Origin of the sequence: Providencia sp. PROV073 (assembly GCF_033688125.1) — a bacterium.
Classification (GTDB): Bacteria; Pseudomonadota; Gammaproteobacteria; order Enterobacterales; family Enterobacteriaceae; genus Providencia; species Providencia hangzhouensis.
The window spans coordinates 746,029-761,348 of the sequence record NZ_CP096353.1 but is presented as its reverse complement, the minus strand read 5'-3'; the positions used below and the strand labels follow the sequence as shown (position 1 = coordinate 761,348).

At 41.1% G+C, this 15,320-nt stretch carries 12 protein-coding genes; 3 read left to right on the top strand and 9 right to left on the bottom strand.

From position 1 onward, the window contains the following. Positions 1 to 269 precede the first annotated feature (269 nt). The 5 genes from ispH to ribF all read right to left on the bottom strand — a co-directional run bounded on the left by ispH (position 270) and on the right by ribF (position 6,037). Complete coding sequence (gene ispH, locus M1F17_RS03240) at positions 270 to 1,223, bottom strand: 4-hydroxy-3-methylbut-2-enyl diphosphate reductase (protein ID WP_004905626.1); 954 nt, start codon at positions 1,221 to 1,223, stop codon at positions 270 to 272. Beyond that, positions 1,204 to 1,674 carry an FKBP-type peptidyl-prolyl cis-trans isomerase gene (gene fkpB, locus M1F17_RS03235; RefSeq protein ID WP_004905629.1) on the bottom strand — a complete coding sequence of 157 codons (471 nt, stop codon included), beginning with the start codon at positions 1,672 to 1,674 and terminating at the stop codon, positions 1,204 to 1,206. The genes ispH and fkpB overlap by 20 nt, the downstream gene beginning before the upstream one ends. Positions 1,675 to 1,756: 82 nt before the next feature. After that, positions 1,757 to 2,260: a signal peptidase II gene (lspA, locus tag M1F17_RS03230; protein WP_004905631.1), complete on the bottom strand. Its 504-nt coding sequence runs from the start codon at positions 2,258 to 2,260 to the stop codon at positions 1,757 to 1,759. Next, positions 2,260 to 5,070 carry an isoleucine--tRNA ligase gene (gene ileS, locus M1F17_RS03225; protein WP_110592418.1) on the bottom strand — a complete coding sequence of 937 codons (2,811 nt, stop codon included), beginning with the start codon at positions 5,068 to 5,070 and terminating at the stop codon, positions 2,260 to 2,262. The genes lspA and ileS overlap by 1 nt, the downstream gene beginning before the upstream one ends. 28 nt (positions 5,071 to 5,098) lie before the next feature. After that, complete coding sequence (gene ribF / locus M1F17_RS03220) at positions 5,099 to 6,037, bottom strand: bifunctional riboflavin kinase/FAD synthetase (RefSeq protein ID WP_096864532.1); 939 nt, start codon at positions 6,035 to 6,037, stop codon at positions 5,099 to 5,101. Positions 6,038 to 6,625: 588 nt separating this feature from the next. Here ribF and rpsT point away from each other — a divergent pair. Next, positions 6,626 to 6,886 carry a 30S ribosomal protein S20 gene (rpsT, locus tag M1F17_RS03215; protein ID WP_004914688.1) on the top strand — a complete coding sequence of 87 codons (261 nt, stop codon included), beginning with the start codon at positions 6,626 to 6,628 and terminating at the stop codon, positions 6,884 to 6,886. 55 nt (positions 6,887 to 6,941) lie between these two features. Here the strand turns inward: rpsT and nhaR are convergent, their stop codons facing one another. Both nhaR and nhaA read right to left on the bottom strand, forming a co-directional pair. Continuing rightward, a complete protein-coding gene (gene nhaR / locus M1F17_RS03210; RefSeq protein WP_004914690.1) occupies positions 6,942 to 7,862 on the bottom strand; it encodes a transcriptional activator NhaR in 921 nt (306 codons plus the stop codon). A 190-nt stretch (positions 7,863 to 8,052) separates the two neighbouring features. Further along, positions 8,053 to 9,228: a Na+/H+ antiporter NhaA gene (gene nhaA, locus M1F17_RS03205; protein ID WP_004905642.1), complete on the bottom strand. Its 1,176-nt coding sequence runs from the start codon at positions 9,226 to 9,228 to the stop codon at positions 8,053 to 8,055. A gap of 389 nt (positions 9,229 to 9,617) precedes the next feature. Between nhaA and M1F17_RS03200 the strand changes: the two genes are divergently transcribed. Next, on the top strand, positions 9,618 to 10,466 hold the full coding sequence (locus M1F17_RS03200; RefSeq protein ID WP_094961932.1) for an EamA family transporter: 849 nt from the start codon (positions 9,618 to 9,620) through the stop codon (positions 10,464 to 10,466). Between the two features lie 121 nt (positions 10,467 to 10,587). Further along, complete coding sequence (locus M1F17_RS03195; RefSeq protein WP_094961931.1) at positions 10,588 to 11,988, top strand: amidohydrolase; 1,401 nt, start codon at positions 10,588 to 10,590, stop codon at positions 11,986 to 11,988. Between the two features lie 67 nt (positions 11,989 to 12,055). Here M1F17_RS03195 and dnaJ read toward each other — a convergent pair whose 3' ends face one another. Then, entirely contained in the window at positions 12,056 to 13,192 is a 1,137-nt protein-coding gene (dnaJ, locus tag M1F17_RS03190) for a molecular chaperone DnaJ (RefSeq protein ID WP_112307826.1), read from the bottom strand. A 111-nt stretch (positions 13,193 to 13,303) separates the two neighbouring features. After that, complete coding sequence (gene dnaK, locus M1F17_RS03185) at positions 13,304 to 15,220, bottom strand: molecular chaperone DnaK (RefSeq protein WP_004905650.1); 1,917 nt, start codon at positions 15,218 to 15,220, stop codon at positions 13,304 to 13,306. Between the last annotated feature and the right edge of the window lie 100 nt (positions 15,221 to 15,320).

Here is a 15,320-nt window from a genome sequence, read left to right as displayed (position 1 = left end):
ATGCAAATCGATAAATTTGAACTGTTGTTTAGGATAAAAAAACTATTTTTACCCATAGTTTAGAAATGATTGTGATACAGATTAACTATCCTGACCATATTCCGCTAGCAAAAATGTATCGTTATTAACAAAAGCGTAGAGAGAGAAAGGATTATCAGTAAAAGTTTTAATTCAGAGGATATTCGAAAGGAACTATTTGAATGGAAAGGTTAAAACAGCCGCGAGATCGGGATCATAAAGCGGCTGTTCCTGTAATTGAAATCAAATGATTAATTAATCTCTTTAACCTCAACTCTTAATTCTTTAGGAACCTCAAAGACGATATTTTCTTCACGCCCTTGCAATTCAACAACAGAATCAGCCCCTAATTCTTTAAGTCTATCAATAACTTGCCTAACTAGAATATCAGGAGCAGATGCCCCAGCAGTTAAGCCAATAATATTTTTATCCGCTAACCATTCCGTTTTAATATCTTCTGCACCATCAATTAAATAGGCTGGTTTTTGCATACGCGAAGCTAACTCTGCAAGACGATTTGAGTTTGATGAGTTTTTAGAACCGACGACTAAAACAACATCAGCGCGTTCTGCAAGCTCTCTCGCTGCTTCTTGGCGGTTAGTCGTTGCATAACAAATATCGTCTTTACGAGGCCCAACGATACTTGGAAAGCGAGATGTCAGCGCATCAATGACATCAGAAGTATCATCAACAGAAAGCGTTGTTTGTGTCATGAAAGAGAGATTATTTTCATCTTTCACTTTCAGTTTCCAAACATCTTCTGGGCTTTCAACAAGATACATCCCACCTTCAGGGTTGCTATATTGCCCCATCGTACCTTCGACCTCTGGATGCCCAGCGTGGCCAATTAAAATAGCCTCTTTGCCTTTACGGCTAGCGCGTGCAACTTCCATATGAACTTTCGTAACCAAAGGACAAGTCGCATCAAATAACATGGTGAGATCGCGAGAGCGAGCTTCTTGACGAATAGCTTGGGAAACGCCATGCGCAGAAAAAATCAAAATAGACCCATCTGGTACTTCTGAGATTTCCTCAATAAAGATAGCACCACGTTGACGTAAATCATCAACAACATAACGGTTATGAACCACTTCGTGACGAACGTAAATCGGAGCACCATATATTTCTAACGCCCTTTCTACGATGCTAATTGCGCGGTCTACGCCTGCACAAAACCCACGAGGGTTAGCCATTAATATTTGCATTGTGATTCTCCAATTGCGGGTCTACTTCAAGCACTTCGATATCAAAACTAATCTGCTGCTCTGCGAGAGGGTGATTAAAATCAATAGTAATCGACTCACCTTCAATTGATTTTACTACACCTGGCATTTCACTGCCATTCATCGCCGTAAATAGCATTATCGTACCAATTTCAGGAATGCCTGTTTCTATAAAATCACGCAATGAAAAATATTGAACTAAGTCAGGGTTATGTTTCCCAAAAACAGTATCTCCGGGCAGCGAAAAACTTTTCTTTTCACCTTCATTAAGGCCAATCAATTGGGCTTCAAGTTCTGGCGATAAGGAGTCATTCCCTAAAACAAATAACGCAGGCTTTCCTTGTGCGTGCGAGGAGTCAGCCGTAGAGCCATCTTCCAATTTCAATGTGAAATGCAGTAAAACAGAGCTCTGTGCCTGTATTTGAGTAGACATAAACCAAACCTATTTATCATAAAATTCAGCCCAGAAAATCTGGGCTGTGAGTTATTACATTCTAACCTAGTACGCTGCCATCTTATTTGGCTTTTTCTTGCTTTGATTTATCAGGTAAAAAACCTTCAAAAATGACAAGTGCCGCACCAATACATATCGCCATATCCGCTAGGTTAAATGTCGGCCAATGCCAATTACCAACGTAAAAATCAAGGTAATCGATAACGAAGCCATGGACTAAACGGTCGCTTAAATTACCGATAGCACCGCCAATAATCAATGCATAAGCAATATTTGATAGGCGTTTTTGTGCACTTTGGCGATACATCATAACCATCAAGATTACAGATATCCCAATTGCAATACCCGCAAAGAACCAACGTTGCCAACCACCTTCATCAGCCAAGAAACTGAATGCCGCTCCGAAATTTTGTGCGTACATTATGTTGAAAAATGGCATTATCGGGTGTGGCTCGTACAGATTTAGATCACTAAGCACTAATTGCTTAATGCCTAAATCCGCAACGATGATCACAATGGTCAACCATAACCAACGCAAACCGGTAGAACAAACTGGCGTCTTCATTAAGCAAACTTACGCGTTTCGCCGTTACCGGCTACGTTAGTGACACAGCGACCACAAATTTCTGGTTGCTCGCTCGAAGAACCGATATCACTTGCATAATGCCAGCAACGAGGGCATTTTTCACCCGCCGCTTTACTGAAAGCAATTTTTAGGCCTTTCAATTCGCTTTCTTGCGCATCTGCTGGAGCCGTTGCAATATCAGCGACATGGGCTTGTGATGTCAGTAAAACAAAGCGTAATTCATCACCAAGGCTTTGTAGTTTTTCAGCCAGAGCTTTATCGGCATACAAAGTCACAGCGGCTTCTAATGAGCCCCCGATAAGCTTATCAGTACGCGCTTGTTCTAACACCTTATTCACTTCACCACGAACCGCTAACAACTCAGCCCAGAAGCTGTTGTTCATTTCATTTGATTCATCTAAACCAAATAAGCCGTCATACCACTCTTCGGTAAGAACAAATTGAGCGCGTTTTCCTGGTAACTCATTCCAAATTTCATCAGAAGTAAACGACAGAACCGGAGCCATCCAACGCACTAATGCTTCAACAATGTGGAATAACGCAGTTTGGCAGCTACGGCGCGCTAAGCTATCACTTTTCGCGGTGTATTGACGGTCTTTGATGATATCCAGATAAAATGACCCCATTTCAATGGAGCAGAAATGCATTAATCTTTGGATAACAGATAAGAAATCGTACTCATCATAAGCTTTGGCTATCTCTTGCTGAGCTTCTAAAGCACGGCTCACCGCCCAGCGGTCTAAAACCACCATATCTTCTGGTTTCACCATGTCGGTTTCAGGATTAAAACCATTTAAGTTAGCCAGTAAGAAACGTGCAGTATTACGAATACGGCGGTATGAGTCAGCCGCGCGTTTTAAAATTTCATCTGAAACCGCGATTTCGCCAGTGTAATCCGTTGATGCAACCCATAAACGTAAGATATCTGCACCCAGTTTATTCATGACATCTTGAGGGCTCACTGTGTTGCCTAAAGATTTAGACATTTTGCGGCCTTGGCCATCAACAGTGAAGCCATGTGTCAATACTTGGCGATAAGGTGCTTTACCTTTCATTGCGGTTGATAACATCAATGATGACATAAACCAGCCGCGGTGTTGATCTGACCCTTCAAGGTACATATCCGCTGAATTACCATGGAATTCAGGACGTGCGTCCACAACCGCAAAGTGCGTTGAACCTGAGTCAAACCATACGTCTAAGGTATCAGGTACTTTACGATATGTTTCGGCTTCATCACCCAACAGCTCAGCAGGGTCAAGATCCCACCATGCTTGGATGCCATCCACTTCAACACGCTTAGCCACTTCTTCCATTAATTCTAATGTACGAGGGTGTAACTCTTCAGTGTCTTTATGAACAAACAACGACATTGGGGTACCCCAAGTACGTTGACGAGAAATACACCAGTCTGGGCGGTTTTCAACCATTGATTCAATACGTGCGCGCCCCCAACCCGGGATCCATTGAACAATATCAATTTCTTTCAGCGATTGTTCACGTAAACCATTTTTATCCATACCGATAAACCACTGTGGCGTAGCACGGAAGATAACTGGAGTCTTATGGCGCCAGCAGCATGGATAGCTGTGTTGAATCGCTTGTTTGTATAGTAATGCGCCTTTTTCGTTCAATAATTCAACGATAAGGTCATTAGCTTTAAAAATAAACACGCCATCTAATGTTGGGTAAGTATTTGGTAAGAAGCAACCATCTGGCCCTACAGGGTTCGCTGTTTCTAAGCCATATTTCTGACCAACCACATAGTCTTCAGGACCGTGGCCTGGTGCAGTATGAACAGCACCAGTACCCGCGTCTAATGTCACATGGTCACCCAAAATTGCAGGCACATCAAAGCCCATAAATGGATGATTGAAACGTAAAAGTTCAAGTGCAGAACCCTCACACTCCCCTAGAACTGCCCACGCTTCAACCCCTATCGTTTTCATTACCTCTTCGACAAGGTCAGCAGCTAAAATGAGTAACTCACCATTTGCTTCGATTAAATCATATTTAAACTCAGGGTTTAAAGAAATCGCGCGGTTAGCTGGCAAAGTCCAAGGCGTTGTTGTCCAGATGACTAACGAAGGTGTTTTTTCGCTAACAATGCCAAATTTTTCGCACACAGCCTTGCCATCTACGGCTGGGAAGCGAACATAGATAGATGGTGAGGTTTTATCATAATATTCAACTTCAGCTTCCGCTAATGAAGAACCGCAAGCAGTACACCAGTGAACAGGTTTTGCCCCCTTCACTAAATGGCCATTTGCAATGGTTTTAGCCAATGCTCGGATAATATGAGCTTCGGTTTTAAAATCCATTGTTAGATAAGGTTTATCCCACTCACCTAAAACACCAAGACGCATGAAATCAGCTTTTTGCCCTTCAATTTGCTCTTTAGCGTATTGACGGCATTGTGCACGAAATTCAGCAGCGGAAACTTTTTCCCCTGGCTTACCGACGATTTGTTCAACTTTATGTTCAATCGGTAATCCATGGCAGTCCCAACCTGGGATGTATGGGGAATCATAACCCGCCAACCCTTTGGACTTAATAATAATATCTTTGAGAATTTTGTTAACTGAGTGACCAATATGAATACTGCCGTTAGCATACGGAGGACCATCGTGCAGAATAAAGGTTTTCTTGCCCGATTTTGCTTTACGGATTGCCTGATACAAACCTTCTTTGTACCAGCGCTCTAACATCTGTGGTTCGCGTTTAGCGAGATCGCCACGCATTGGGAACCCTGTTTCCGGTAGATTCAGGGTATTTTTATAGTCACTCATCGATTCTCAGTTCCAATTTTCCGCTAAATTATCTGATTCCTATTGCAGTAAGATACTCTCTCGCTGCAATTACATCATTAGCAATTTGCTCCTTAAGCGCTTCCAACGAAGCAAACCGCTGCTCATCACGTAATTTCTTACGTAACACTACATCGATATGACGCCCATATAAATCCATATTTGCATCAATCAGATGAACTTCTAACTGTGTTCCTTTTCCAGATACAGTCGGACGTGTGCCAATATTTGCCACACCCGGTAAAGGCTTATCACCTAAACCGTAAACTTCTACAGCATATACACCAGTTACTGGTGTGACTAAACGTTTTAACGGTAGGTTTGCCGTTGGAAAACCTATTGTCCTACCAAGTTGGTTACCATGAACCACACGCCCGCTAATACGATAAGAGTGCCCTAACAGGCTTTCTGCTAATTCAAGATTATTTTCTTGAATGGCTTTTCGTATCGCTGTACTGCTGATACGGAGCCCTGAATCACAAAAGCTTTCTGTATCTGCAACTTCAAAACCAAATTCACTACCCGCTTGTTGTAAAAAAGCAAAGTCCCCCATGCGATTTTTCCCAAAGCGGAAATCATCACCTATAGCGAGGTACTTTACACCAAGCTTACTGACAAGTAAGTCAGAAACAAACTCAGCAGGTGTTAATGACGCAAAGTGCTGGTTAAATTCAACACATAAGAGGTAATCAATACCACTATCTGCAAGGTATTTAACTTTGTCTCGCAAACGCGTCAAACGCGCTGGCGCTTTGTCACCAATAAAAAATTCAAGGGGCTGTGGCTCAAATATCATCACGACAGTTGGCAACCCTAACTGCGCACCCTTAAGTTTCAAATTTTGAAGTAAAACCTGATGCCCACGATGAACACCATCAAAATTACCGATAGTCAGCACGCAACCATGGTGGCACGCCCGGATATTCTGTATACCGCGAATTAGCTCCATAACAGGCTCAATACCGAGGAAATTGCAGGATTATACCTTGTACGACGCATAAGGTTAACCTTAGTTCGCAAAAGGTTTCATTAAACCCTATTTTTTTGATCTCTACACGATTTTTTCCGCACTATTTTTATGCAATTAGTGGGTTATTACGCTCCCAAGCAGAGCTATTGGATTCGAATATCAAAAACTTTGGGGTAACCAATGGATTATCAATACAACAAATTTGTTCCAAGGTCTCTAAAAATATTATATTTTTATGTTTTACACTTCAATGGTTATAACCAAACGATTAAAAAGAACAAAAAGCAACCACAACATGTTTAATTTTCATACTACCCACTGATTGACAGACTAAAAAATATTTTTACCCTTAGTTCTTTTTAAATTTCTGCCATCAATTATGCATTTTTTCACGCTAAGATCTGTATTCTTCTTATATTTGCTGATAGAATCTTGCACCATTCACAACGCATGAGCATCGAAGTACACGATGTTTATTTGCACAAATCCATTGACAAATGAAGGGCGAAAGGGCATATTCCTCGACCTTTGAATTGTCCTCAATAGAATACATTTGGGAGTTGGACCTTGGCTAATATCAAATCAGCTAAGAAACGTGCCGTTCAGTCAGAGAAACGTCGCCAGCATAACGCTAGCCGTCGCTCTATGGTACGTACTTTTATCAAGAAAGTTTACCTTGCTATCGCTGCAGGCGATAAAGAAGCTGCTCAGAAAGCATTCAATGACATGCAACCTATTGTTGATCGCCATGCTACTAAAGGCCTGATCCACAAAAATAAAGCAGCACGTCATAAAGCTAACTTAGTTGCTCAAATCAAAGCAATGTAATTTTGCTTCTTGATTAGCTTAAAAAAACCGGCTTATGCCGGTTTTTTATTTGTTACTATTTTTTATCTAAGCTATCAAGCGGAACTGAAAATAAATCTGAGAAATCTTTATTACACACTCGCTGCACGGCTGGGTGCTGGATCATTCTTTCTGCAAAAATAACGTAGTACTCTTCTTTTACGCTCTCTAAACGGCCTAACTCTACAATATCTTCGCCACCTAAAAGGTCAGGTGTATACTGCGATGGAGCAACAAAAATCGCGTTATAATGCATGCCAAATGCTTTCATAAGCGCTGCGTCATCAAACTCACCTAACACTTCTACTTGCAGGTTTTTATTTCGTATCCAAGCTAAGATATGCCTACCTAACAAATATCGCCGCCCTGGAATCAATAAGCGACGTTCCTCTAAACATTCAGGAAATGGCTTTTTAGGGATCGGCTGACGACAAAAGAAACTCATATTGCACTCGCCCAACTTCACCGAGAACAAGCCTTCTTGTTGTGATGAGTCCACAGGGCAGTCAGACAAAATCATATCTAATTTATGTTGGCTAAGCTGTTCTAATAGTAATTCATGCGTTGATTCAAAACAACGTAAATGAATTTGTTCATGCTCAACAACCGTAGTCTCTAATATTTTACTAACTAGCTGTTTTGAGAGCGTGTCTGCGACCCCAACATCAAACAATAAATTAGATTCACGGCTGTAATTGACGATATCTAGCATTTCTTGGCTAAGCATGAACATTTTATCTGCATAGCGAAAAATTAATTGCCCAAGCTCAGATGGCACCAAACCTCGCCCCTGCCTTTTGAATAACTTTCCACCTAATCGCTCTTCCAATGCTTTTATTTGCCCTGTAATTGTCTGAGGAGTCAGGTAAAGCGCTTCTGCTGCTCCGACGACAGAGCCTTCTTTACATACATGCCAGAAGTAGTAAAGATGGTTAAAATTAAGATGTGAAACCCGCATATCGATTCCTTCGGTACCGTCACTAGCTATGTAACCCGCTATTGACCATACACATTTACCCGCAGCTCATACTTTTCAGAGCCTTTAAAATGAATACCGTAGTGTATTAAAAAACACACTACGGTATATCATAGATTATTAGTTCGGAAATTCTTACTAATAATTTGCAAAATTACACAATAAGCTTGTACTAGGTTAGTTCTTTTTGTTTCGGTAACACTACTCTTAACATAAAGTAACCTAAAAATGCAGCTAGCGTAGAACCAATCAAGATTCCTAGGCGCGAATAGGTACTATACACCTCATCCAGCCCATCAAATGCGAGGCCGGTTATAAAAATAGACATAGTAAAACCGATCCCACACAGTACAGAAACGGCAAAAACTTGTTTTAAGTTAATCGACTCTGGCAATTTTGCAAACCCAAGTTTTACCGAAATCCAACTAAACAGAAAAATCCCAATTGGCTTACCCAAAATTAGCCCCGCAGCGACTCCTAATGGCAGTGGGCTCAACAAACCTTCAAAAGTCACACCTTGAAGTTGCACACCCGAATTAGCAAACGCAAAAATAGGTAGAATTAAGTAAACAACCCATGGATGTAAAACGTGTTCCAATTCTTCTGAAGGCTTGGTCTGGTTAGTACCATGTAAAGGGATCAAGAAGCCAACAATGACCCCTGCTAATGTGGCATGCACTCCAGATTTCAAAATGCACACCCATAATATTAACCCAATAACTAAGTAAGCCGCTGTATTCTCTACTCTACGCCAATTCATCATACAGAGAATGGCAATACACAGTGCTGACAGCCCCAATGCAACCAAGGAAACAGAACTTGTATAGAAAAAGGCAATAATCACAATAACACCAAGGTCATCAATAATAGCTAATGCTAATAAGAACACCTTAAGTTCTGTTGGTACTCGCTTACCTAATAAGGCCATCACACCTAGCGCGAAAGCAATGTCTGTAGCGGCAGGTATTGCCCAACCTTGCTGGGTAACTGCATCTCCACCATTAAATAATAAGTAAATTAATGCTGGGGCAATCATCCCTCCTAAAGCTGCGATTGCTGGAAATATCGCTTTATCACGTCCTGCAAGGGATCCTTCTAATAATTCGCGCTTTACTTCAAGGCCGACCACCAAAAAGAAAATCGCCATTAGGAAGTCATTAATCCATAATATCAGCGGCTTATCTAAACCAAACTCTGATATTTTAATGGATACAGGAATATCTAAAAATTGCTGATAAGCCCCTTGTAATGGTGAGTTAGCCATTATTAAAGCGACTATGGCAGCAATAATCAGAAGTAAGCCCCCTGCTGCTTCTAACCTTAAAAATTTACGAATAATTGCTGTCATATAGTTAACCCCAATGTTTTTTTGAATGTTAATACTATGCTAATTATTAATTCGTAAAAAATCGTTTATTTATCGCTTAACACTCGGAATTACCGACTTATTTGGGTTAGAGATCACGGCAAATGAGAAAAAAACGTTAATTTTACTATAGACAACTTTTATAAAAACAAATAATAAATTTTGTGATAAACAGACTTTATAAATTCAACTTTTCTAGTACATCAAAATTTATCCCTTTTATTTGCACAAGAAAAACTTGCCTGTTTCTTTCTTCGATACCTTTTGTAAAAACGATAAATATGGAAGACTATTTACAAAATATTTGCCAAACGTTTCGCAAAACAATGTGTTTAGATTGCTAATAAAATACTAATGATTACAATTTAACGATGACAACTTACGTATTACTTTCTGTGCTGTTTGCAGCTTTTTGCCATGCAAGCTGGAACGCTATAGTTAAATTTGGTAATGACCGTTTTTTCGGCCTGGTCATGATTTCTGTTTTTTCTGGCGCCTTAGCGATACCAGCAATACTTTGGTTAGGCCTACCATCACCAGAAGCTATCCATTGGTTAGCGTTATCGGTACTGTTTCATATTGGCTATACCTATTTTTTAAGTCAGGCTTATACACATGGCGATTTAAGCCAAATTTACCCAATATCACGTGGTTCTGCGCCATTAATGACAGCAGTACTAGGTGCTTTGCTATTTAATGAGCTAATTCCACTAATGGGTCTTATTGGTGTTTTGTGCATTATTAGTGGCGTAGTGCTCATTGCTTTTGCGGGTAAAAAATTCACATTGAATATTAAGGGAAAAGCACTAGTTTTTGCCTTATCAACCGCCTTCTTTACGGCTTGCTATACCCTATCCGATGGCTATGGTGCCAGAGCAAGTGAAGACCCTGTCGTGTACACGCTTTGGCTGTTTCTTTTAAATGGAATTGTGTTAGCTGTACCTGGCCTTATCAAATATCGTGGTACCCTACTTGTTGGAATTCAACAATACTGGCGTTCAGGGTTGCTAGGTGGGTTAATGCAACTCATTAGCTATGGCATTGCCATATGGGCGATGAGCCAAGCACCGATTGTCATGGTCGCCGCAGTTAGAGAAACTAGCGTACTCTTTGCCATGTTTTTATCCATTGCTTTTCTTAAAGAAAAATTCAACGTCATGCGAGTCATTGCCTGTGTTGTTATTGTTTTTGGTGTTTTATTAGCAAAATTAAGTCATTAATAAAATTGTTATTATTTGAATGTTTGGTTATCAAGCAACTAATTTAGCTTTATTCAAAATCGTATTATTGCTTTTTATTTACCCATAATTGTTATATTTTCTCACCAGATATGAGGCCAAAATGTCGCTTTTAAAATCTTTACTGGCTATTTCCATTATTAGTGCTTCTTTTCCTAGTTTTTCAGCTATCCCCGCGGACACCATAATTGTAGATGGAACCATCTTAACAATGGATGCTAAAAAGCAGGTTATTGACCATGGTACAGTTGTCATCAAAGGCAATAAAATTATTGCGGTTGGTGGCCCTGAACTTGCTCAAAATTATCAAGCACCTAATGTCCTGAATGTTAATGGCGATATTGTCATGCCAGGGCTAATTAACACTCACACACATGCATCTATGACCGTGTTTCGTTCCTTAGCTGATGATGTGCCAGACCGTTTACACCGTTATATTTTCCCATTAGAAAATAAAATGGTTTCCCGTGAAATGGTACGAGTTGGGGCCAACCTTGCGAATATTGAAATGATTAAAGGTGGAGTCACAACTTACGTTGATATGTATTACTTTGAAGATGAAGTGGCTAAAACCGTTGATAAAATTGGACTAAGAGCGGTTCTTGGGGAATCAGTGATTCAATTTCCCGTCGCTGATGCAAAAAATGCAGATGAAGGTATCGATTATGCAGTCAACTTTATCAATCAATACAAAGATCACCCACGTATCACCCCTGCTTTTGCGCCTCATGCGCCTTATACCAATACAACAGAGCATTTACAGAAAATAGCAAAATTATCTCAAGAACTTAATGTTCCAGTAATGATCCATCTGGCGGAAACTGACCGTGAACAAGAAGAAATAGCCAAACGTACAGGAGGGAAAAGCCCTGTACAATATATGGCTGACATTGGTGCACTGAATAATAAAGTTATTGCAGCACACGCCATTATGGTTGATGAAAAGGATATGGATCTACTCAAGCAGTATGATGTCGGCGTTGCGCATAATATCAGTGCGAATACTAAGTCTGCTAAAGGTGTTGCCCCTGTAACAACCATGCTGGAAAAAGGGATCCGCGTTGGTTTGGGAACGGATGGACCAATGTCGAGTAATACGCTAACGACGTTAAATGAGCTAAATTTAGTCGGTAAAATTCACAAACTAGCCAATAAAGATAGAGCAGCGATGCCACCAATCACTGTTGTTGAGATGGCGACCATGGGCTCTGCGCGGGTATTACATATGGAAGACAAACTCGGCTCTCTCGAAGCAGGGAAATTAGCTGATATCATTGTTATTGATACCAAATCACCAAACATGGTTCCTATGTATAGCCCCTATGCCGCATTAGTCTATGGCGCAAATGGAGCCAATGTTCGCCATACTATTGTTGATGGCAAAGTATTGATGCAAGACCGTAAAATACTGACTGCTGATGAAAATACAATTATCAAAGAAGCTCAAGATTTTGCCAGTAAAGTCCGCGAAACTGTGGTTGCTAGTGGTGAAGTCGTAAAATAAGATAAAAAAATGGCTGACTTGGCAATATGCTCAGTCAGCCATTCTAGCTTTTCCAATTATTAACTAATTATTTATTAGTTAAATCATCAAAGAATTTCTTAACGCCATCTAAAAAGCTTTTAGAGCGCGGGCTGTTCTTCTCACCACTCTTTCCACCTAGTGATTCACCAAACTCTTTGAGCAACTCTTTTTGTTTCTCATTGAGTTTAACGGGGGTTTCAACAACAATGTGGCACATTAAATCACCTTGCAGACCACCACGTACCGATTTCACACCTTTTCCTTTCATACGGAAAATTTTACCAGTTTGGGTTTCTGCTGGGATTTTCAGTTTTACACGGCCATCAAGGGTTGGTACTTCAATTTCGCCACCCAGTGCTGCATCAGCAAAGTTAATTGGAACCTCACAGTGCAGGTTATTACCATCACGCTCAAAAATATTATGAGGCAATACATGAACCTGAACGAATAAATCTCCTGCTGGTGCCCCGTTTTCTCCGGCCTCACCTTCTCCTGACAAGCGAACACGGTCACCTGTATCTACACCTGCTGGAATTTTAACTGACAGTGTTTTATATCTTTCAACACGGCCATGGCCATGACATTTGTTGCATGGATCTTTGATAACTTTACCGCGACCATGACACGTTGGACAAGGCTGTTGTACAGAGAAAAAGCCTTGGCGCATATGGACTTGGCCCATACCGTGACAGGTTGAGCACGTATCCGCACTAGTTCCTGGTTTCGCACCATTACCATGACAAACGTCACAGGTTTCCAAGGTTGGAATACGGATTTCTTTGGTCACTCCACGGACAGCCTCTTCGAGAGTCAGTTCCATGTTGTACTGTAGGTCAGAACCACGGCTTGGGCGCTGCTGTCTGCGGCCGCCTCCAAAAATATCACCGAAGACGTCACCAAAGATATCACTAAAGTCTGCGCCACCACCGAAGCCACCGCCTCCGCCCATTCCACCTTGCTCAAACGCAGCATGACCATACTGGTCATAAGCCGCACGTTTTTGCTCGTCAGAAAGAACTTCGTAAGCTTCTTTGATCTCTTTAAATTTATCTTCTGAACCTTTATCACCCTGATTACGGTCAGGGTGATGCTTCATCGCTAAGCGCTTATAAGCACGCTTAATATCTTTATCCGATGCATTTCTTTCGAGGCCTAATACCTCATAAAAATCTCTTTTTGCCATTTAATTTTACCCTTAACATGCGGAACGGGCGTAGAGTTGCCTCGACGCCCGTATCCGGTATCAGTAACCATTAACTATCATTTGCTATAGTTACTGCGCCCGCTAAGGGCATTATTTTTTGTCTTTGTCGTTAACTTCTTCGAATTCAGCATCAACAACATCATCATCTTTTTTCGCTTCTGCGCCAGCGCCAGCTGCACCGCCCGCTTGAGCTTGTTGCTGTGCGATTTCCAGAAGTTTTGCAGATGCCGTGACTAAAGCTTGGATTTTCGCTTCAATATCCGCTTTGTCTTCACCTTTTGCTGCTGCTTCTAATTCAGAAGTTGCTTTTTCGATATTCGCTTTATCTTCAGCTGGTAATTTATCACCGGCTTCTTCGATTTGTTTACGAGTACCGTGAACTAATTGGTCAGCTTGGTTACGAACCTGAACTAGCTCTTCAAATTTACGGTCAGCTTCAGCGTTTGCTTCTGCGTCACGTACCATTTTTTCGATTTCCTCATCATTCAGACCTGAAGAAGCCTTAATGGTGATGTTTTGCTCACGTCCACTATTTTTATCTTTAGCAGAAACATGCAAGATACCATCCGCATCGATATCAAAAGTCACTTCGATTTGTGGCATACCACGTGGTGCAGGTTGAATACCATCTAAGTTAAACTGCCCCAGTGATTTGTTGTCACTTGCGCGTTTACGCTCACCTTGCAGAACATGGATAGTTACCGCTGCTTGGTTATCTTCAGCTGTTGAGAACACTTGGCTATGTTTAGTTGGGATAGTGGTATTCTTCGCAATTAACGAAGTCATCACGCCACCCATGGTTTCGATACCTAAAGACAGAGGAGTTACGTCAAGTAACAGAACGTCTTTAACATCACCCGCTAAAACACCACCTTGAACTGCCGCACCCATTGCAACTGCTTCATCTGGGTTAACGTCTTTACGTGGTTCTTTACCAAAGAAATCAGCAACAACTTTTTGAACCATTGGCATACGTGTTTGACCACCAACTAAGATAACATCGTTGATTTCGCTCACGCTTAAGCCTGCGTCTTGCAGAGCAACTTTAACTGGCTCCATAGAACGCTTAACTAAATCTTCTACCAGTGACTCTAATTTCGCACGAGTCACTTTAATATTCATGTGTTTAGGACCTGTTGCATCTGCTGTAATATACGGCAGGTTAACATCTGTTTGTTGTGCAGAAGACAGCTCAATTTTCGCTTTTTCTGCAGCTTCTTTCAGACGTTGCATTGCTAACGGGTCGTTACGCAGGTCAACACCTTGTTCTTTCTTAAATTCTTCAACTAAGTAGTTGATTAAACGTGTATCAAAGTCTTCACCACCTAAGTGTGTGTCACCATTGGTAGCCAGAACTTCATACGTTTTTTCGCCATCAACTTCATCGATTTCGATGATTGATAAGTCGAATGTACCACCACCTAAGTCATAAACCGCGATAGTACGGTTACCAACTTCTCTGTCTAAGCCATATGCTAATGCAGCTGCTGTTGGTTCGTTAATGATACGTTTTACTTCTAAACCAGCAATACGGCCAGCATCTTTAGTCGCTTGACGCTGAGCATCGTTAAAGTAAGCTGGTACAGTAATAACTGCTTCTGTTACTGGCTCACCTAAATAGTCTTCTGCTGTTTTCTTCATTTTTTTCAGAACTTCAGCTGAAACTTGTGGTGGAGCCATTTTTTGGCCTTTCACATCTAACCAAGCATCGCCGTTATCAGCCGCAATGATTTTATATGGCATGATAGAAACGTCGCGCTGAACTTCTTCGTCTTGGAAACGACGACCAATCAAACGTTTAATTGCAAATAAAGTATTTTCTGGGTTAGTCACTGCCTGACGTTTCGCTGGCTGACCAACTAAAATTTCACCATCTTGAGTGTACGCAATGATGGAAGGAGTAGTTCTATCACCTTCGCTGTTCTCCAGAACACGAGCTGTAGTACCATCCATAATTGCAACGCATGAGTTAGTTGTACCCAAGTCGATACCAATAATTTTACCCATCTAAAACGCCTCCAAAGGAATTCTTTTCACTATGATTTCGATATCAATCTATATGAGGCTCAATATTTCATTTTCAAGGGAGTTTTCACTCTGAGCCTAA